General features: G+C 51.3%; 22 protein-coding genes. 1 reads left to right on the forward strand and 21 read right to left on the reverse strand.

Annotated features, from left to right (window positions below; translation table 11 throughout):
* Positions 1–83 precede the first annotated feature (83 nt).
* The 21 genes from H6X83_RS13435 to H6X83_RS13535 all read right to left on the reverse strand — a co-directional run bounded on the left by H6X83_RS13435 (position 84) and on the right by H6X83_RS13535 (position 16,143).
* Complete coding sequence (locus H6X83_RS13435; RefSeq protein ID WP_212506956.1) at positions 84–260, reverse strand: DUF5049 domain-containing protein; 177 nt, start codon at positions 258–260, stop codon at positions 84–86.
* Positions 250–492, reverse strand: coding sequence for a DUF4314 domain-containing protein (locus H6X83_RS13440; protein ID WP_212506957.1), 243 nt, complete (start codon positions 490–492; stop codon positions 250–252). Before H6X83_RS13440 ends, H6X83_RS13435 begins: the two co-directional genes overlap by 11 nt.
* The gene (locus H6X83_RS13445) at positions 485–1,135 is read right to left on the reverse strand and encodes a virulence protein (protein ID WP_212506958.1); all 651 of its coding nucleotides are present in this window, start codon (positions 1,133–1,135) and stop codon (positions 485–487) included. Before H6X83_RS13445 ends, H6X83_RS13440 begins: the two co-directional genes overlap by 8 nt.
* 128 nt (positions 1,136–1,263) lie before the next feature.
* Positions 1,264–2,952 (reverse strand): DNA cytosine methyltransferase, encoded by a 1,689-nt coding sequence (locus tag H6X83_RS13450; RefSeq protein WP_212506959.1) that lies wholly within the window; start codon positions 2,950–2,952, stop codon positions 1,264–1,266.
* Complete coding sequence (locus H6X83_RS13455) at positions 2,945–4,186, reverse strand: site-specific DNA-methyltransferase (protein WP_212506960.1); 1,242 nt, start codon at positions 4,184–4,186, stop codon at positions 2,945–2,947. Before H6X83_RS13455 ends, H6X83_RS13450 begins: the two co-directional genes overlap by 8 nt.
* 24 nt (positions 4,187–4,210) lie before the next feature.
* A complete protein-coding gene (locus H6X83_RS13460) occupies positions 4,211–4,762 on the reverse strand; it encodes a P27 family phage terminase small subunit (protein ID WP_212506961.1) in 552 nt (183 codons plus the stop codon).
* 113 nt (positions 4,763–4,875) lie between these two features.
* Complete coding sequence (locus H6X83_RS13465) at positions 4,876–5,232, reverse strand: HNH endonuclease (protein WP_212506962.1); 357 nt, start codon at positions 5,230–5,232, stop codon at positions 4,876–4,878.
* A 112-nt stretch (positions 5,233–5,344) separates the two neighbouring features.
* Positions 5,345–5,770, reverse strand: coding sequence for a hypothetical protein (locus H6X83_RS13470; protein WP_212506963.1), 426 nt, complete (start codon positions 5,768–5,770; stop codon positions 5,345–5,347).
* On the reverse strand, positions 5,767–6,000 hold the full coding sequence (locus H6X83_RS13475) for a hypothetical protein (protein ID WP_212506964.1): 234 nt from the start codon (positions 5,998–6,000) through the stop codon (positions 5,767–5,769). Before H6X83_RS13475 ends, H6X83_RS13470 begins: the two co-directional genes overlap by 4 nt.
* Before the next feature lies 1 nt (position 6,001).
* Positions 6,002–7,351 carry a DEAD/DEAH box helicase gene (locus tag H6X83_RS13480; protein ID WP_212506965.1) on the reverse strand — a complete coding sequence of 450 codons (1,350 nt, stop codon included), beginning with the start codon at positions 7,349–7,351 and terminating at the stop codon, positions 6,002–6,004.
* Entirely contained in the window at positions 7,332–7,613 is a 282-nt protein-coding gene (locus tag H6X83_RS13485) for a VRR-NUC domain-containing protein (protein ID WP_212506966.1), read from the reverse strand. The genes H6X83_RS13480 and H6X83_RS13485 overlap by 20 nt, the downstream gene beginning before the upstream one ends.
* 211 nt (positions 7,614–7,824) lie before the next feature.
* The gene (locus tag H6X83_RS13490; RefSeq protein WP_212506967.1) at positions 7,825–10,197 is read right to left on the reverse strand and encodes a virulence-associated E family protein; all 2,373 of its coding nucleotides are present in this window, start codon (positions 10,195–10,197) and stop codon (positions 7,825–7,827) included.
* Positions 10,194–10,616, reverse strand: a complete 423-nt coding sequence (locus H6X83_RS13495; protein ID WP_212506968.1) for a DUF7768 domain-containing protein — start codon at positions 10,614–10,616, stop codon at positions 10,194–10,196. Before H6X83_RS13495 ends, H6X83_RS13490 begins: the two co-directional genes overlap by 4 nt.
* An 8-nt stretch (positions 10,617–10,624) precedes the next feature.
* Positions 10,625–12,559 carry a DNA polymerase gene (locus H6X83_RS13500; RefSeq protein ID WP_212506969.1) on the reverse strand — a complete coding sequence of 645 codons (1,935 nt, stop codon included), beginning with the start codon at positions 12,557–12,559 and terminating at the stop codon, positions 10,625–10,627.
* Positions 12,556–13,134 carry a DUF2815 family protein gene (locus tag H6X83_RS13505; RefSeq protein WP_212506970.1) on the reverse strand — a complete coding sequence of 193 codons (579 nt, stop codon included), beginning with the start codon at positions 13,132–13,134 and terminating at the stop codon, positions 12,556–12,558. Before H6X83_RS13505 ends, H6X83_RS13500 begins: the two co-directional genes overlap by 4 nt.
* Before the next feature lie 4 nt (positions 13,135–13,138).
* A complete protein-coding gene (locus tag H6X83_RS13510; protein WP_212506971.1) occupies positions 13,139–14,266 on the reverse strand; it encodes a DUF2800 domain-containing protein in 1,128 nt (375 codons plus the stop codon).
* On the reverse strand, positions 14,263–14,586 hold the full coding sequence (locus H6X83_RS13515) for an rRNA biogenesis protein rrp5 (protein ID WP_212506972.1): 324 nt from the start codon (positions 14,584–14,586) through the stop codon (positions 14,263–14,265). Before H6X83_RS13515 ends, H6X83_RS13510 begins: the two co-directional genes overlap by 4 nt.
* Positions 14,549–14,788 carry a hypothetical protein gene (locus H6X83_RS13520; protein WP_212506973.1) on the reverse strand — a complete coding sequence of 80 codons (240 nt, stop codon included), beginning with the start codon at positions 14,786–14,788 and terminating at the stop codon, positions 14,549–14,551. The genes H6X83_RS13515 and H6X83_RS13520 overlap by 38 nt, the downstream gene beginning before the upstream one ends.
* A gap of 76 nt (positions 14,789–14,864) precedes the next feature.
* Positions 14,865–15,350 (reverse strand): RNA polymerase sigma factor, encoded by a 486-nt coding sequence (locus H6X83_RS13525; protein ID WP_212506974.1) that lies wholly within the window; start codon positions 15,348–15,350, stop codon positions 14,865–14,867.
* Between the two features lie 144 nt (positions 15,351–15,494).
* Complete coding sequence (locus H6X83_RS13530; RefSeq protein WP_212508605.1) at positions 15,495–15,689, reverse strand: hypothetical protein; 195 nt, start codon at positions 15,687–15,689, stop codon at positions 15,495–15,497.
* Between the two features lie 142 nt (positions 15,690–15,831).
* On the reverse strand, positions 15,832–16,143 hold the full coding sequence (locus H6X83_RS13535; protein ID WP_212506975.1) for a helix-turn-helix domain-containing protein: 312 nt from the start codon (positions 16,141–16,143) through the stop codon (positions 15,832–15,834).
* Positions 16,144–16,947: 804 nt separating this feature from the next.
* Between H6X83_RS13535 and H6X83_RS13540 the strand changes: the two genes are divergently transcribed.
* Positions 16,948–19,053, forward strand: a complete 2,106-nt coding sequence (locus H6X83_RS13540) for a type I restriction-modification system subunit M (protein WP_212506976.1) — start codon at positions 16,948–16,950, stop codon at positions 19,051–19,053.
* Positions 19,054–19,055 lie beyond the last annotated feature (2 nt).

Here is a 19,055-nt window from a genome sequence, read left to right on the forward strand (position 1 = left end):
CAGGAAATTACGCGATCAATCCGGGTATAATCTACACGATCTTTCGAGCAAATACCACCCCAGAATAGTGTAGTTTACAGCCGCTATTCTTCTCCTGTGAGGATAAAACGGACGTATTTGTCTTTATGCTCCTCAAGAAAAACCACCAGTTCAAAGAAGTTCATTTCATGGGCTATGCGCTGAACGGCGAGGGTGTCGAACATATTTGTAAGCGCGGTTTTACGGATAGCGAGAATTTGCTCTTTCACTTTACTGTCCATCACTTGTGTCCCCCAGTTTCCTGCACAAATCCTCACCGTAGACCACTTGGAGCGAACTGCCGTTGTCCCACGCAATGCCCAAACTGCCGAGGTCGTCCACATACCGCACGGTGCCTTTCGTACCGATTGGCGGCGCTTGGACATCATCCATACGGAGAAGCTCCACACGACAGCCCACCGGGTACTGCTTGCGGATTCGCTCAACGATTTCTCTTGATGGAAAGTTATTCATTGTCAGCACCTCCCGCAACCGGATTCTTGAAAGCAGAACTGCCGGTTAGTTTTGAAAGCAGAATTTTGCGCTCCTCTTTATACTCCGCACCGATAAAGCCGAGCCGGAGAAGGAAGCAGCGGAGTGCGTACTTTTCATTGTCCACAGGCCTTTCGGTCGCACTGACCCTCTGCTGTGTTTTCGCCATGTCACATAAGGCTGTGACAAAATGTGTGCATGCCTTGACTGCGTCAGGGTCTGTACCATCCTCAAACCATGGAAACCGCACCTTGTCATCTGTTATTTCAAGTTTGAGTGTTTCCGTGCCGAGCGCCTTTTTAATAAGGTTGGTCTTGCTTTCCACCAGTCGCTTAAGGTTTTCAAGCGCCGCGTCGGTAAAAGCCGAACGGGGCATTTCGATGGTCAGCCGGTCGGGTTCGTCATACTCGCGTTCTTCGGTGTCAAACCCCTGTTGGTGCAAGGCATTCTCCAAATCAAGATTGTCGGGACCTGTGACCGTCCCATTCTTGTCGATATGGTAGCTGCCCACTTCATAGGTGAATGTAGGCGCACCGAGATATTTGATTGGAACATTCAGTTCCTGACTGATTGCGCCGACCAGTGATTTGCGTTTTTCTCCTGTAACATTGTAGTTAATTTGCATTTTTCGTACCGCCTTTCTTTTTCGGTATTACATTAATCACTCTAAACCGCTTATATAGCAACGGTTTTATGCGATTTCTGCGGAGAATACTGTACCGAGTATTCGGCGGTTTCTTGTGTACAATGAACCTAATGGTTCATAAACACAATGCCCGTCAGTACAAAGCAGACGCAGGGCAAAGCCACGCCGTTTCCCCACATCTTATATTCGGCGGCGTCGGAGTGCGGATTTTTCAGCCATTTGATAATCTGTCTGCGACTTTTGGGTTTCTCGCTTGCGCCGATGATTTTACGGTGCGTTTCCCAGACCTCAGACCAGAATGCGATTTCATCCTCGGTCGGATTTTCCGTACCAAGGTCGGAACACCAGTAATCCGGGAAGCCTTGAAGCCGGGCGCACTCGGTGGGTGTCAGCCTGCGGACGGCATATTGCGGCTGATTCACGATTTGCATATCCTTGTAATCCCGCGCCATAAGCGTCGCCGCCATGTCCTCATGCACTTCGGAAAAATAGCCTGTTGTCATGGCGTAAGCCACTGCATGACGGTCGGCGGCGGTGAGTGAAAAACTCACATCCTCATTGATGCCGCTGCCTTGCGGCCTGTTCTTTTCTTTGCGGCCGAGCATAGGGCCTTGCAGCGCGACAACGGCGATGCCGCCTTGGTTGCAGCCGGGGTTTCCTCCGTTGGCGTCGATGGTACGCGAGATTTCCGCTTCATAGATACCACTGAGCGGATTTTCCGACAGCATGGAGTTGCTTTTGTCGGAGCAGATGCCGTAGGCCTGCATGGTCAGCGGGACATTCATGCCGCCTGTTCCCATACGACCGCTAAGCGTCTGGACTTTGCCGTCCTCACTTATTTTGATGCGGCTGTCCGTCGGATGGTTTTCAATTGCGACACCCGGCATAACCCCGGCGCGAAGCGTGGGAGAGCGTTCCTCTTCATAACCGACACTTCGGCTCTTTGCGCTGTGTTCAGTGCAGAAGCCATTCGACTGTATGACGCAGGGCGGATGCCCGTGTTCCTCAGCCCGGAGCGTCGCTGTGACATTATCCGAAGCCGACATAAAACCGCCGCCCTGGTCGTTGAGGCAGGTTACGCTGTCGCCTGATGTTCCAGCGCCGCCCTCAGCATTTCGGGCAGTTCCTTGCCACGAAGCGCCGCGCGGCGCAAAATCCCTTGACACGCCTTTGCGCTCAAATAGTACTTCAAAGGCACATCCGCCTGTAAAATCTGCGACAAGGTAGATTCTGCGGCGGCGTTGGGGCACTCCGAAAAATTGCGCGTCGACAGTTCGGTAAGCAACGCTCCATCCGTCACCCATATAGCAGTCGGCGTAAGGCCATCTGCCGTTTTCTGGCACAGACACCTCGGCGTTCGGCCGGGCGATGCCGACGACCGCTTCGAGGACCGCCTTGAAATCGGCGCCTTTATTTGAACTGAACGCGCCGGGAACATTTTCCCAGATTGCGTATCTTGGATATCGGCCATCGGTTTTGCACCTCATTTCTTTTATGATTCGTATCGCTTCATAAAAAAGGACGGATTGACTTCCATCCAGACCGGCTCGCTTCCCGGCGACCGACATATCGGTACAGGGCGAGCCGAAGGTTATAATATCAACCGGCGGCAAATCCGCTCCGTTCAGAGTGGAAATGTCGCCGTAGCGCTTCATCTGCGGTATCCGCTTTGTGGTGACCCGTATCGGGAACGGCTCAATCTCGCTTGACCAGAGCGGTTCGATACCGCAGAGCAAACCGCCGAGCGGAAATCCGCCGGAGCCATCAAACAGTGAACCGAGGGTGAGCTTACCCATCAACGCTCACCCCCGGCAGTTCACCATATTTGTACGACAGCCCGTCGCGCATCACGGAAACACCGTCCGCATTCCCAGCCTGCTCAATGTACCGTTTTACAATGACATCGCAGTATTTTTCGTCAAGCTCAATGGTAAAGCAAATCCTGTTGGACTGTTCGCAGGCAATGAGTGTAGACCCGCTGCCGCCAAAGGGGTCGAGCACAATGCAGTTTGTGAGGCTGCTGTTCATAATGGGATATGCCAGGAGCGCAATCGGCTTCATGGTGGGGTGGTCGGCGTTTTTCTTGGGTTTCTCAAATTCCCAGATGGTAGTCTGCTTGCGGTCCGCGTACCAGTTGTGCTTACCTTTCTTTTTCCAACCGAAGAGAACGGGTTCATGCTGCCATTGGTAAGGCGAGCGCCCAAGAACAAGGGACTGCTTCTTCCAGATACAAGTCCCGGAGAGGTAAAATCCCGCGTCGGAGAATGCCTTGCGAAAATTGAGTCCCTCTGTGTCGGCGTGGAATACATAAACAGAAGCGTCCTGCGCCATTGCCGCTTCGGTGTTCGTAAACGCCGCAAGCAGAAAACCGTAGAACGCTCCGCTTTCCATATTGTCGTTTTTAATTTTACCCGCCGTTCCTTCATAGTTCACATTGTACGGCGGGTCGGTCACAACCAGATTTGCCAGCTTGCCGTCCATCAGAGCGGTAAAGGTGCCTGCCGTGGTGCTGTCGCCGCAGACCAGCCGGTGGCGGCCAAGCATCCAGACATCACCAGGTTTTGTGACGGCGGGCTTTTGCAGTTCCGCGTCCACATCAAAATCGTCGTCTTTGATACCGTCTTTCAAGGAATCCTTGAAAAGGTCATCAATCTCTCCGGGGTCGAAGCCCGTAAGTGATACGTCGAAGTTTGCTCCCTGCAGGTCGGCGATGAGGAGAGCCAGCTTGTCTTTATCCCAGTCACCGCTGATTTTATTGAGCGCAATGTTGAGCGCCTTTTCCTTTTCGGCGTCCATCTCGACCACCACGCACTCGACTTCGGTGATGCCCATATCAAGCAGCACCTTCAAACGCTGGTGACCGCCGACAACATGAGAGGTGATCTTATTCCATATAACGGGTTCAACATAACCGAACTGCTCGATGGAGCGTCTCAACTTTTCGTACTCCGGGTCGCCCGGCTTAAGGTCTTTACGGGGATTGTAATCCGCTGGGATAAGACGGTCAGTTTTCAGCTTTTCTATCTGCATATGGGTATCTCCAATCTGTGTATGTTATTTTCCTCGCCTTGCCGAGAGCAGCCGCTCCATCACATCATCCTGCGGATTCGCGTCGCTGTACTCGCCGGTGCAGTTTTCCTTCACAATCTGGAAAATTTCATACCACAGGCGGTTGGTCTGGTTCATATAGTTCTGACCCATTGCCACATAAGGGCTTTGAATCGCGTTGCCCGTGGTGGGGTGTTTCGCCAGAAAGCCATATTCGGTAACCGCTTCCTCGCATTGAATCCAACGCGCCACGCTCATGGCGTAACGTTCCAGTAACTGCGGGGATACGAGAGCGGCACAGCCGCGCTCATTCAGCCACTGCCAGGTGGATTTGTATATTTCACTCGCGACGAGCGTCTTGCCATCCTTCTGTGTGGCTTCGAGCATTTTGTTCGGCTCCGGCATCGCCTGACCCTGCAAATTCGCTGTGTCCGAAAATTCCATGACAGTCAGCTTTCTGCCGCCGGGATTGCCTTCTGCGATTTTGTCGGCTATCGGTTTCTTTTTTGCACCCGCACCAGCGCGGGCGCCGCCACGGTTTGTGCCATCCTTTGCCAAATTGTTCACCTCACATTCGCAGAGGGGCTATTACTCCGTTTGAAACCGCGTTTTTTAACACGAAGCCCCACGCCCGTTGCTCGATAAAATAGCTGTAGAGATTTCGACCGCCCCTACCGCCCCCAGCGTCCGCCTTCTCTGGCAGTAATCTCCGAATGGCAGGAGGTGCAAAGCGCCATAAGATTATCAAAATCATTGGTGCCGCCCAGAGAGAGCGGCTTGATGTGATGTACTTCCTCAGCGGGTGTGATACGTTCATGCTTGCGGCACTGTTCGCAGAGAGGATGGGCAGCAATGTACTGATTGCGGATGCGTATCCACTCACGACCGTAACGCTTGCGGGTGACCGGGTCGCGTTGGTAATGTTCGTATCGTTTGGCTTCTTCTTTAGCATGTTCCTCGCAGAACCGCCCGTTCGTCAGGTTCGGGCATCCGGGGTAAGAGCACGGTCGCTTGGGTCGATATGGCATCGGAATCACCTCGTTCGGGCATAAGGAAAGGACACTCGGATTAAGACAGATCCGTGTGTCCTTCTTTATACTCTTTGCAATTGTAATGGTATCACAGGAAGCAGGTACGATACTATCCCAAAAGGTACGAACTTCGCAAGGCGGAAACAGCTTCCAGTGCCTTGCCGTGAAGATAGAAAACATGTTTAGAGCTGTATTTCATTATAGCCGATATCTGTCTCCAGCTTTTGAAGCAAAGGTAGCGAAGCTCAAGCAGTGTCTGATACTCTGGGTTTTTGACTGCTTTTATAACTTCGACCAGCTCTTTCTTTAAATCAACCAGCCGATTAATATCGTAGTTAATCTCCGCTTCCAGGTCGACCATTTTGGCGATGATGGTTTCCATCGGCTGGATATCGGGGCTTGCGCTGCGCGGGGTGTCCGACAGGGTGGATACGGCTTTTATGGCCAGCCCACGCAGCGAAGCGACCTGTTCCAGCTTTGAATTGATCCGCTGGTCGATGCGGAATGCCTGGCTAAGATATTCCTTGGCATTCATCCTTTGACACCGCCGTTCATCCACGGGTGGGAACCTTCATAATACTTTTCGGAAATATACCGCTGTCCTATTTCACCAAGGGAACGAAGCCGGGCATCTGATTTTTCTTTGGACGCGGCGGCTTCCGCCTCTGTCTGGCAGAAAGGGCACTCGTTCCCTGAACACGGAACCATCAGCTTTCTGCAGGTATTATCAGAGTTGCGTGAAGCGCAGGTTAAAAAATTATTCATCTTAAATTCCCTCCAAATTTGCCCTGACCGCATCAATCAGTGCGGACTGGGTTTTGTCTTTTCGTTTAAGAGCGGCCATCACCTGCTCATCGATCGTGTCGCGGGCGATAATGTGGTGAATGACCACCGTTTCCTTCTGTCCCTGCCGCCAGAGGCGGGCGTTGGTCTGTTGGTAAAGTTCGAGACTCCACGTCAATCCGAACCATACGAGAGTGGAGCCGCCCGCCTGCAGGTTCAGCCCGTGGCCCGCGGAAGCTGGATGGATTGCCGCTATGGAAATTTCGCCGCTGTTCCACCGCCGGATAGAGTCGGTGCTGTCCAGCCGTTCTGTCGGGAATCGTTCCAGTATCCGCTCCAAATCATGCTTGAACCAGTAGGCAATCAGAACAGGCTTGCCATTTGCCGCTTCAATGAGGTCTTCCAGCGCGTCCAGTTTGCGGTCATGGATGCGGGCAACGCCTCCGTTTCCATCATACACAGCGCCGTTGGCCATCTGGAGCAGCTTGCCCGACAGGGCTGCTGCGTTGGCGGCGTCAATCTCCTTGCCCTTGAACGAAAAAACCATTTCTGCCTTCATAGTCTGGTAGTGCTGCCGTTCTTCTTCGGAAAGCCGCACAGAAACCTCATTGATCACTAGCTCTGGCAGTTTCAAGTAATCAGTATTTTTCATGCTGATGGTGATGTCGGAGATGAGGCGATATATTTCATCTTCCGCGCCGGGTTTCGGTTTGTAACTGAAAACTATCTGCTGATTGCGTTTGTCCGGTACAAAAAAGCTGCTGCGGAAATGCGTGATATACCTTCCAAGCCGCCGACCCATATCTAGGATTCCGATTTCAGCCCACAGATCGACCAAACCGTTGGAAGACGGCGTTCCGGTCAGACCAACCATCCTTTTTACGCTGGGGCGGACTTTCCGAAGCGCCCGGAATCGTTTGGAAGAATACGCTTTGAAGGACGAAAGCTCGTCGATTACTACCATATCGTAGTCAAATGTCAAACCGCTTTTATTTACCAACCAGTCTACATTTTCGCGGTTGATCAGATAAATCTGAGCCTTCTGCAGGAGTGCTGTTTTCCGCTGGGCTTCACTTCCGATTGCTACCGTATAGGTCAGCCCGCGGAGATGATCCCATTTATCAATTTCAGCAGGCCATGTATCACGGGCGACACGCAGCGGGGCGATGACCAGAACCTTGCGAATCAGGAAGCTGTCCAAAGTCAAATCGAAGATGGCGGTCAGTGTAATAACACTCTTACCAAGGCCCATTTCCAGCAGGACAGCCGCAATCGGATGCTTAAGGATGAAATTTGTAGCGAAGGTCTGATACTCATGTGGCTCGTATTTCATTCAGCATCCCTCCGATCTGCCCCTCATCGTTAATGACGTACACTGAAAAGCCAAGTGCTTCCAGCTGCCTCTTCCGCTTTACCTGCAGAGGCCTCGGTTTCATCCCGGGAGCTTTAACTTCCACAAAGGCAAAATTCCGACCCGGCAGAAGCAGAAGACGGTCGGGCATTCCATCGAAACCTGGGCTTACGAATTTCGGTGCGATGCCACCCATGACTTTTACGGACTTCACCAGTTTTGCTTCTATTGCTTTTTCACGCATGGCATTCCATCACTTTCCTTCGTTTGTGAACAAGAGAACAAGAAAAACAAGATTTTCCTATAAATGCTATACGCGCGTTATACGTGCACAGGATTGCTCTTTTTTCTTATAATCCATAGGTCATTATGAAAATCTTGTTCACTTGTTCCGTTACAGCGTTTTTCTTAGTAAATAAGGGCGTTTTCAAAAGAACAAGAACAGAGAACAAGCATCAGACTTGTTCCACTTGTACAGGAACATAAGCTCTCTGTCTGCCGTAAATTTGGAACAAGAAAAGCCCGTTGCAGCGCTGGTATTTCTCCCATGTGGTAACGCGCCGCATGATTGCACCTATCTCATAGGAGTCGGATTTCCGCATCGCGGACGGTTCCCTTCCAAAGCATTCCGTCCATATTTCCATGCTGCAGACATACTGACGCCGTTTTGTGCCCTTATGAGCATCCACGCCGAACTCGCTGCCATTTAAAAAGTTGCGACGTTCATACAGGGACATCCCGTCCCACTCCTCCGGCAGCAGCGTGTCCAGATAGGTGCGCACCAGTCCCTCACGGTCGTCGGTTTCCATCGCGTCAGCCTGATTGGTGATCGCCATAGCCGCGTTGACACCTTCTAGGTACAGTTTCTCTCCGGCATGATACAACGTCAGCGATTCCGCCCAGATTTGCCGTACATCTTCATCGGTCATCTGCCACGGCATTTTCGTGCCGCCGCCATTTACACGAACCGGCCAGAAGCGTCGGTTACCCGTGATGTCGCGCAAGAATCCGCCCTCAGCGTTTGTCGATCCAACCACAATACATTGCCGGGGATGATTTTCCACAGTAACGCCATAGCTGGCGCGATATTTATCGTCCGCACGGGAAAGAAAAGACTTCACAATCTCTACGTCGGTTTTTCGCATTCCCGCCAGCTCGCCCAGTTCCAGAATCCAGTATCCCTGCAGTTTTTCGGGACCGGATTTGTCTTTCATATCAGTAATGGTGAGGCTGTCGGAAAACCAGTCCCCAGCGAGTTTCGCAAAGAAGGTGGATTTGCCGATGCCCTGCGGTCCGTTCAGAATGAGGACGCTGTCGAATTTTGTGCCGGGGCTGTAAATTCGAGCTACGGCAGCGGCCATTGTTTTACGGATAACCGCTCTGGTATAAGACGTATCCTCTGCATCAAAATAGTCGATCAGCAACGTTTCCACACGCGATATGCCATCCCAGTCTGGCAGGCTGTCCAGGTACTCTTTGATGGGATGATAGGATCTTTCGGCGGCGACCGCCAACACTGCATCTTTGGTTTTTGTCGGAGAATAAATCCTATATTTTCTGCTTAGATACACCTTGAGCGCGGCGTTGTCAGAATCGTTCCATCCTTCTTTGATCTGCTTCCATGGCAGACCGTCTTTCGCATCGATTCCATCGCGATGACGGTTGAATGCGATATGCCGCAGTTCCGAGTCGTGCCGTAATATGATAACAATGTTATCGAGAGTATCTTTAACATTGCCGGCTTTATCCAGTTCAAGCTGTTTCTGCCAATCACCATCACTACCGATAAACTCTGTAGCCGCCTGTGTTCGGCGTTCTTCTGCAAGCAGGAGCTTGACCCGTTCGTCCCCGACGGCAAGTTCTGTCATAGCCCTGAATGAGGGCAGCTTGCCGGGCGGCGTGTCTTCCGGGAACTTGTCGTCAAGGTCGTGGAAGCGGTGGATGCGCACAAGATCAAAGGCGTTGAGCAGTTTCCCGCAGGCTGGGTCGGTGGCGTGGTGACTGTATGCAAACTTGCCGTCGTAAATCACCAGCCCGGCGGAGGAATCGGCGGGGATATAATCATACCGCCCATTCATGGCGCTAGGCTCATAGACATCCGAAAGGAAAGTTTCGATGGCATCCTCGATGGGGTACGCCCGGCAGAACGCGCCCACCGCTCCGCTTTTCGTCAGCGGGTCAGCCTGCTGGGTTATCTCCCGCCGCACAACCTCCGACTGTCGGGAGGAAACCGGCCACATGGAAGCATCCCGCCAGTCGGCATAATTAGAAAGGTACACGTCCGTGACAAGAGGTTCACCGTTCTTTTCCTGGAATACGAATTCCCCGTCGGACGGTGTGGACGGCCAGTACATCAGGCGGCAGGCTTCATAGGTGGTGTCATCGAACAGGTCGATGCCAATCTCCTTGGCCACCATGCGCCCCAGTGCGGGATATTCGTCCTCGCTGACCTCGCGAGAGAGCGGAATGATGAGCCGCAGTCGGGGCGCCTCCGGCGTGTGTTTGTGAGTGGAGTAGACGCAGCAGGCCCAGTCGTGGAGTGACTCGATCTGATCCCAGATGCCGGGCTTGGCATAGTCCATGTCAAGGGTCAGCAGAGAGCGGCAGAGAACGAAGCCGTTTCTCCGTTTTCCCTCCCGCAGGGCACCGCCCACGAAACCGCCGACATCCTTGATGGAATCCTGCCGGGCACGGCTCATTTTGCGGAATTCCGACACCGTTTCGGTGGTTCGTTTCGTCGTGCGGACGCTGTTTTTGAAGTCCTCCCACGAAATGTCCCTGTTCTTCCATTTTTTGTCCATGCGGCTGTTTCCGACCGCTATTTTCATGGAGTGTCGACCTCCTCGCATTGTTCGGTGAAATACCGGATTCTCATTTCCCTCTGTTTTGCTTTTGTCAGCTCAACAGACATTCCGGCTGTGATTGTCTCGCCGAACACCCAGATTTCCAAACACTTTGACAGCAGCACAAGCCCCATGAAAATGGCAAGATCGCGCTGGCTTTGGTCGGAATCATCCATAAACTGCGGAAACAATAAATGAGGCGCGATTGGGATGCAGTTTCTCGACACAGCGAATTGCGAGTAGCCGCGCGCTTTTTCTGTGTTACCTATGATATCTCCCGCGAAGGGGCTGCAAATAAAGACCAACGGCCGGAAAGCGGATGCTTTTGCCGCCAACTCGATTCGAAGCAGGGCTTCATATGCCGTAGGGTCTGGGTAGCCTTCGGAATTACATTTATCCAACATGACATTGTTCAATCCTTTCTATAGAATGGACACTCGTACCCGTCGGCACGGAGCAGAAGGCCGGGTGCCCATGGCGGTGTTTCTCCCATCAGACGGCAAACGATTTCCTTGTCCACGCTGGACGGCGCTTCTATGACTACCTCGTCATGAACGTGCATCACGATGGGAAAGCCCGCGTCGTTCAGCCGACGCATTGCGTGGCAGAGAATGTCTCGGCTGATCGCCTGCACGATATTTTCCACGAATTTGGGCCCGTAGCTTTCGATACGCTCCCATTTCTTGGTTGCACCAATCCCTTCGTAGGTGACCGAGCCGTTTCCGAAGCGGTTCGGCTCGATACGCGGTTTGACATAGGCGAGCCGCCGGCCGGGAAAAAGCGTAATGAACAGAAAGCCACTCTGATAGAAAAAACGAATGCCATGGGTCTGTGCTGAACTTTCTTTCTGCACCGCCGTGGCTGCCGCCCGATCCACGTCCCACCAGAGCCGTACAATGTTCGGATTGGCGCTCCGCCATGCCGCCACCAGTGACGGCAGCTCCTCTTCGGAAAGCCCCATGTCAAGCGCGCCCATTGCTTTCAGCGCGCCGACCGAACCGCCGTAACCCAGTGCAAGCTCCGCAATTTTGCCTTTTTGCCGGAGCAGACTGCCTTTTGTAATTTCTCCCATGGGGACACGGAACATTTGGCTTGCCGACGCTTCGTAAATTTTGCCATGGGTGGCGAACACCTCGTTGCGCCAGGTTTCCCCGGCGAGCCAGGAAATGACACGCGCTTCAATCGCGCTGAAATCGGACACGATGAATTTGCATCCGGGTTTTGGCACGAAGGCGGTGCGAATGAGCTCCGAAAGCACGGCGGGCACAGAATCATAGAGAAATTCCAGCGCTTCAAAGTTGCCGGATTTCACAAGCAGCCGTGCCTGTGAAAGATCTGGCATGTGGTTCTGCGGCAGATTCTGAACCTGGATGAGCCTACCAGCGAACCGGCCGGTTCGGTTAGCGCCGTAGAACTGCAGAAGGCCTCTTGTCCTGCCGTCGGAGCAGACCGCATTTTCCATCGCTGTGTATTTTTTTACGCTGCTCTTGGCAAGGTCCTGCCTGAGTGTCAGCACCTCACCAAGGTATTCTGGCGCTGTTTTCAGCAGTTCCGTGACTGCCGCCTTACCCAGCGTGTCGGTATCCATCCCGTTTTTGGCGAGCCATGTCTTCATCTGGACGACCGAGTTGGGGTTCTCCAGATCGGTGAGTTCCCGCATGGTTTTTGTAAGCTGTGCCTTTGACCGTCGGTCGCAGCAGATGGCTTTCTGAACCAAATCCATGTCTAGACGGATACCCCGGTCATTGATCTTCTGATCGAGAGCGTAATTTTTCCACTCTTCCTCCGGCACGGGAAACTTTGAGAACCGCTGCGCAATTGCCATTTCAGTTTCCACGTCGCGGAGGTTATATGCTTTGAACCGTTCCCATTTCTCCAGAGCATGGCCTGGTAGATTCCTTGTCCTGCCGCCGTTTGCCTTGGTGGGTTTGCAGGGGGAACAGAAATACCGGACAAGTTCCTTGCCTTCGGAAAGTTTCTGTTTCTCCGCGCCCGCGACCAGAGCCGCGCCTTCCAGCGAGAGCGGCAGGCCGAGATAGGCGGACCACACCATTGTGCATCTCCATGCATCAGGTTTTAGCCATTGACCCAGATAGCGGGACAGGCAGACGCGCTCAAACTGCGCGTTGTGCGCCCATTTTCGGACGGAATCGTCAATCAGAGCATTACGAATTTCATACGGTAGGGCTTCGCCGGAAGCGAGGTCAATCACATGAACATTACTGTTGTCCACACTATAACCAAAGAGCAACACTTCAAAATTCGGTGATTCACTATAACGGTAGACCCCGCTTTTGGCGAGGTCTGTACCGCTGTAGGTTTCAATGTCGATGGAAAGTGTTTTCATGACAGAAAATCGTCGTCGACATCGGTGTCAAAATCATCCGCCGCGTTGGTGCGTCCGCCGAGTGGTTCGCCGTCGCGAATTTTTTGGATGTTTCCCAGTCCGCAGGCAATCCCCCTGTTTCCGTTGGAATTGAAAGCATAGAAGTTGACAGACACCCTTGCGTATACGCCGGAGTAAACCTCCGAACGGTCGAGGATGGGTTCCACCTGCTTGTTTACGATTTGGGGTGCGGTGTTGCTGTTTGCGTTGACAAAATAGCTGTCGGCGTAGGCCTCGTCATCCGGACGGTCAATGTCACCATCGCGCAAAGGCAGTTTGAGGGCGGCTTTGTTCGGAACCTTACCGCCGAACTTACCCTTGCCTTCTTCAATGGCGGCGTCCACAGCGGCGTTGATGGCCGCGATGGTTTTGGTATCTGATTTTGGGATGATCAGACTGACGCTGTACTTTTCCGCGCCGCCATTGATAGATTTCGGTTCCCAGCAATTCGCATAAGACAGGCGGACGACACCGGTGATGACCTTCATGGGGTTATTTGCGGGAGTTGAGTTGGCTCCGTTTGCGGTGTTTGACATAGTTTTATTCCTCCGTAAAATCATTTTTTGCACTGGATAAATTCATAGCCGGGCGCTTATCCGAAAGTGGAACGAGCGTCGGTTTACCGGGGGGCTTGGCGATCAAGCCGCCAAGGACTTCATTGAATCTGGGTTTGCCCAACAGCTTCTCCATTTCGGTGATGGTGATGAGGCTTTGCCTATAGATATCGCGGTAGCCCGCTGCCTTTGCCGCTTCTGCAACAGATTCCTCATTGGAATATTTGCGATTGGAGCGTCCTTCAACCACCTTGAAGCCGGGCCATTGCTTTCCATGATTTACGGCGGTGTCGGTGGCGTAAGCCATAATTTCATTCGCCCAGTTTGTCAGGTCACCGATGGAAGCAAGCACCTCTGCGATTTCCTCATCGGAAAGCAGCGGCGGAAGGGCAAATTCAAGCACCGCCAGTTTCAGCTTGGATTCCGCTCTCGCACGGCATTTGACCGCCGCCCGGCAAAACTGGCAATGCTCACCGGGGGCGTATTCGCCGCCGCCGTCATATGCCAGCGCTGCAGTTGGTTTCAGTATCTCTTCCGCCCACTGATAAAGTGCTTCTTTGAATACCGTGCAGGTACTGACGTTCTCACGGCGGGGTTGGAAAATGGTCATGGACACCGCATCGATGTCGTAAATGCCGTCGAAGAGTTCCAGTACGCCAAGTGCGTACAGTTTCATCTGTGGATTGTCTTCGGCATTCACAAGAACGCCCTGGCCATACTTAAAATCCACAATGTGGAGCGTCCCGTCCGCAATGACCACGCAGTCTCCGGTACCGAAGCCATCCGGTACATATTTGGAGAAATCCAACTTCTGCTCAATGAGCACCAGTGGGTCGGGGCAAGACAAGTTAGCCTGAGCAACTGTTTCCAATACAAACCCCACATAATCGTCCGTACAGATGTCCATCTCATCAGAATCGTATTTGGACATCGGCTTTTTGGAGCGAAGTTTAAGGGCTTTTCGCAGTTTGTGTTCCGCAAGCGCATGTGCCGCTGTTCCTTCGGCGGCGGCTTCTCCGCTGTTGTCTTCAAATTCCAGTTCCAGACGCGCGGATGGAGTGCAGGTCATCCAACGGTGGGCGCCGGAAGCGGATAGAATCGCGTGACCGCTCATTTCAGTTCCTCCGCATCTGAGAGCAGAGCGGCGTAGTTGACCGGTTCAATCTCACTGAGCTTCTTTGCACCGTGCTTTTCAAGCAGTGCCCGAACCTCGGCAGTGAACCCGTCATGACTTTTGTCCGCAAGTACCGCACGAACCTTTTCCAGCGTGACTGTTTTTTCTGTCAGTTTCGGTTTCACTGCCGGAACCGGGCTTTCTGGTTGGACTTGCTCGGCAGGTCCAGTATCTGCCATCGCGGTTGCGATAGCCTGTACGCTGTCGGCCAGTTTCCGCAGGTCAAATACTACATTCAGAAGCAGTTTGGTTATTTCCATCTTCCGTCCCTCCTTTTTTGACTTCTCTGATTTCCACTGTCTCGACCGAATCTCCGGGAGTAATTACGAGCAGACCGACTTCCTCGCCCAGTATCATGTTGAGCAGCCGGCTCCTCAGTTTCAACGAACCGCTTTTCAGAACGGGATCGCGAATACTGCCGGGTCTTACCACGCTGATGGTGACTCTGTGTTTCAGATCCATTTTCGGTTTCCTTTCCGGGGGGCATTTTTCTGCCCCTCACCGATATGCGAAAAAAGCGCCTGATTCGAACCCCTTTTCAGGGAAAAAATTTGCGCAGCTTTTCATGCATCTTTTTCAACCGACTACGGATGGCAGCCTCGGTCACGCCTTCTTCGGCGGCAATGTCCGTGTTGGTGCGCCGATCAACATACACCTTGCGAAAAAGCTCTAACTGCCGCGGCTGTAAGGATTCCATCGCCCTGTGTAGATTTTTAAGCTGAGATTGGTAATCACACTCGTCTTCTTTTCCCAGAAGAATATTTTCGGGATCAGCGTGGTTGTCGGACAGAAAATTGTAATAATCATCTGGAATCGCATTGTCACAGCCGACGTCAAAGTGCGTAGTGTGGTACTCAAAGCGGCGCCGCTCGTCCACTTCATTGTCATCCATAGTGTGGAGCAGCTCGATATCCGCTTCGGCAACGCCATTCTTGCCGGGCGTGAGAGTGATTTTCGACCCGTCAGATGTGTAATAGATGTAACTCATGCGGTTCGCCCTGCCGGTTTTATATTTCTTTGACATGTCTTGACTCCCTCGAATTGAAAATCCGCGAAAGCCAGTGTCTCAGAATCTGCAGAACAGAAAAAAAGACGGGCAGGAGACACTTTTTAAAGTGTTCATCCTGTCCGTCTGGCGGCTCTGCGGATTCTCGTTATTGAATTGTGTTTACGGTTGCTCGGTCTCAGAGTTGACTACCCGGACTGTGCCGTCCGATTGAAAGCAAATCAGCGTTTTGCAGCCCTTGTGAATGATTTCAACAATGCCCATTCTTGTATCGATTCGGCATACCAGCTTTCCCACGGCATTTTTTACGTCCTGCATCTCAATCACCTCGTGCCCTAATCGTACTGCAAAAAACATCTTTACCCCCGGACATAAAATGTCTGGTTAGGGCATAACAAGCATCCCATACTCCATGCCTATTGAAGTAAATCGGCGAAAAAACAGGGAGGCAGACATAAAAAAAGAACCGGACATAAAATGTCCGGCTCGTAAAAAATATTTATTCTTCTCTTCCAATCGATTTGAAACCGCAGCATGCAAGCTTTTTATTGCACTCATAAATGGAGCTTCGAAAGTGAGTTGACAAGATAAATTGATAGGCAGTATGCTCTTCTGTATATTTAAATGCCAATCCCGATTTTTTAATTAGGTCTCCGCTCAGAATAGGGTGAAGCTGTAGACCAATGCAGACGGCCACAACGGTTCCAAGTTTCGGCGTGTAGTTTTCGTCGTTGCGCATTCTCTGAATGGTTTTTGTGCTTGCCAAAGAACGCTCCGCCAGCGTCTCCACAGTGTACTTCTTTCGGCTCATGTGCTGAACCAGCGATCCGGAAAATGTCCCGGGAAGGGAGTACAGAATATTGGCTATTTCTTGTACAGTTTCGGATGAGAAACTTAGTGTCGGAGATTCCACATCGGCACCATTATTCGGGAAAAAATGCCTGCATTCTTCCGAATCGGCTCTGTTGGGCATGCTAATGTGGTTCTGTGTATTTTCAGTATATGGAGTAACACCATTTTAAAGGTTCTGCTTCTTTTCGTTTACACCACTGGGTGAAACATTTAGGCAGTTTGGTTTTCTTCGCAATACTGTAAAATTCGCAACTCAGCTGCTCCTGGCTGCTGTAAACGAACCTCGTCGTATCGCCACAGATGAGGTCACAAAGCAGATTTTTAACGTAATTTCTGAAGGAACGGATACTGGCCATTCCATTCATCCTCCTGTCAATGTTGCAGGCCTCTTTTCGGAAGTTTTCAGGGGAATTATATGGTATATATTTACATTAACAGTATTTCCAACGCAGTTTATGGTATACATTGGAAAACCAAAATTTGAAAAAATGTTCACACAATTAATGGTAAAGAACAATGTAGTCACTGAAGGACTGAACATTGACGAAGGGTCAAATGCTTTTGGAGACGGCATTGCCAATCACTTTACAAAATGACTAGGCATAATGCGGATATTCCATCAATTCTTGTTGTAATTGGTCGGGTGTGGGAATATAATTAGACTAAAAGGAATTGCTTGGAGTTATCACATGTCCGCTTGAGCGAATTATTATGCTGAGGTTCTTGGAACAGGTCTGTAACCTTAAGAATTGGAGATATTATTATGACTGACAAAAAAGTAATTGACGCAATGTGGGACGACGCGCCCATTGATGTATCTACAGAAGTGAACTTTATCTGGTCCATCGCCAACAAGTTGCGTGGCCCGTACCAGAGCGACAAGTATAAAGATGTTATTATTCCTATGACAATCATTCGTCGTTTTGAATGCGCCCTCGCACCCACCAAGAAGGCAGTCGTGGACAAGTTTAAAGCAGACCCGAACTATCCGGCAAAGGCGATGTACCGCGTTTCTACCTATCAGTTCTATAATACCAGTGAGTTTGACCTTGCGGAACTGGTGAACGACGCAGACCACCTTGCCGCCAATTTCAAAAACTACATTCAATCTTTCTCTGCTAATGTGCAGGAAATTCTGCTGTCCGCTGAAAAAGGTCTGGACTTCTATAAGCAGATTGACAAGATGGACAAGAATAACCGCTTGCTCAGTGTTGTAAAGGCATTCTCCGAGCTCGACCTGAACCCGCGCACCATCGACAATGTAAAGATGGGATATATTTTTGAAGAGCTTATCCGTAAATTCTCTGAAAATGCCGAAGCTGGCGACCACTACACCGGCAGGGATATCATCAAGGCAATGGTCAACATTCTGCTGGCGGAAGGATGCGACGATATCTTTGACGACGGCAAGGTTATCACAATTTTAGACCAAGCCTGCGGAACCGGCGGCATGCTTTCCACGAGCTACAACTTTATCAAGCGCTATAACCCCTCCGCCGATGTCCGGCTCTTTGGGCAGGAAATCAACCCGGAATCCTATGCAATGTGCCTTTCCGAAATGCTCATCAAGGGTCAGAACTCCGAGAACATCTGTTATCAAGACACCATGAAAGCCGACTGCTTCAAAGGGACGGCGATGCGTTTCGTTATTGAAAATCCTCCATTCGGTACAGCTTGGGGTGGCAAGGATGCTGCCGAGGGTGTTGAGACAGCGGTAAATGACGAATACAAGAAAGGCTTTGACGGACGCTGGGGTGCGGGGCTTCCCGGTTCCGGTGATATGCAGATGCTGTTCTTACAGTCTGCAATCGATAAAATGGACAAGTATAACGGACGTGCCGCCATCATTCAAAACGGCAGTCCTCTGTTTTCTGGTGGCACTGCTTCTGGCGAGAGCCAGATTCGCCGCTGGTTACTGCAAAGTGACCTGATTGAAGCGATTATTGCATTGCCGAATGACCTCTTTTACAATACCGGCATTGCTACATATATTTGGGTACTTTCGAAAAACAAACGCACCGAACGCACAGGCAAAATTCAGCTCATTGACGCTTCGGGCATTTATCATAAACTACGCAAGGCATTGGGCAACAAGAAAAACGAGATTGCCCCGGAAGACCGCTCCACCATCACACGGCTGTATGCAGACTTCAAGGAAAACGAGCTGTGCAAAATCTATGATAACGAGGAATTCATCTACCGTGAATATACCGTGATGCAGCCCTTACAGCGTAGCTATGCCATTACCGAGGAATGCATCCAGCAGATGCTTTCCAAAGGCGCGCTCAGTTCTTTATATGACGAGGGCAAAGTCAGCGAACTGGAAAATTCCGAAGAAGAACTGTCTGGCAAGGATGTAAAGAAGCTGGAGGATTATCAGAACAACAAACCTGTGTTTGATGGCATCGTTGCCGCGCTGGAAGCCGCTGTTTCCGAGGAGGTTTATCTTTCCCCGGCTGCGTTTCTGCCTGTACTGACACAGGTGCTTTCTTCCTCTAACGCAGACAATAAGTTGATTGAAAAAATTGCGGACGGTCTTTCGGTTATGGATAAGAACGCCGAAATTCAGCGTGACAAAAAAGGCGAAATTATTTATGACAAAGAGAGCAAAGACACCGAAATTGTGAAATTTGAGGAAGACATCGACACCTATATGGCGCGTGAAGTGCTGCCGCATATACCGGACGCTAAGGCATTCTTCGAGGAAAACCTCGCGGCGAAAAAGCCGGTCATCAAGACCGGTGCCGAGATTCCATTCACCCGCTATTTCTATAAATATCAACAGCCTACCCCCAGTGAAGAACTGGAAGAACGCTTTACTACGCTTGAACAATCGGTCAATGATCGCGTAGCAAAGCTGTTTGATTAAGG

The sequence above is a fragment of the Caproicibacterium amylolyticum genome (assembly GCF_014467055.1).
Taxonomy (GTDB): domain Bacteria; phylum Bacillota; class Clostridia; order Oscillospirales; family Acutalibacteraceae; genus Caproicibacterium; species Caproicibacterium amylolyticum.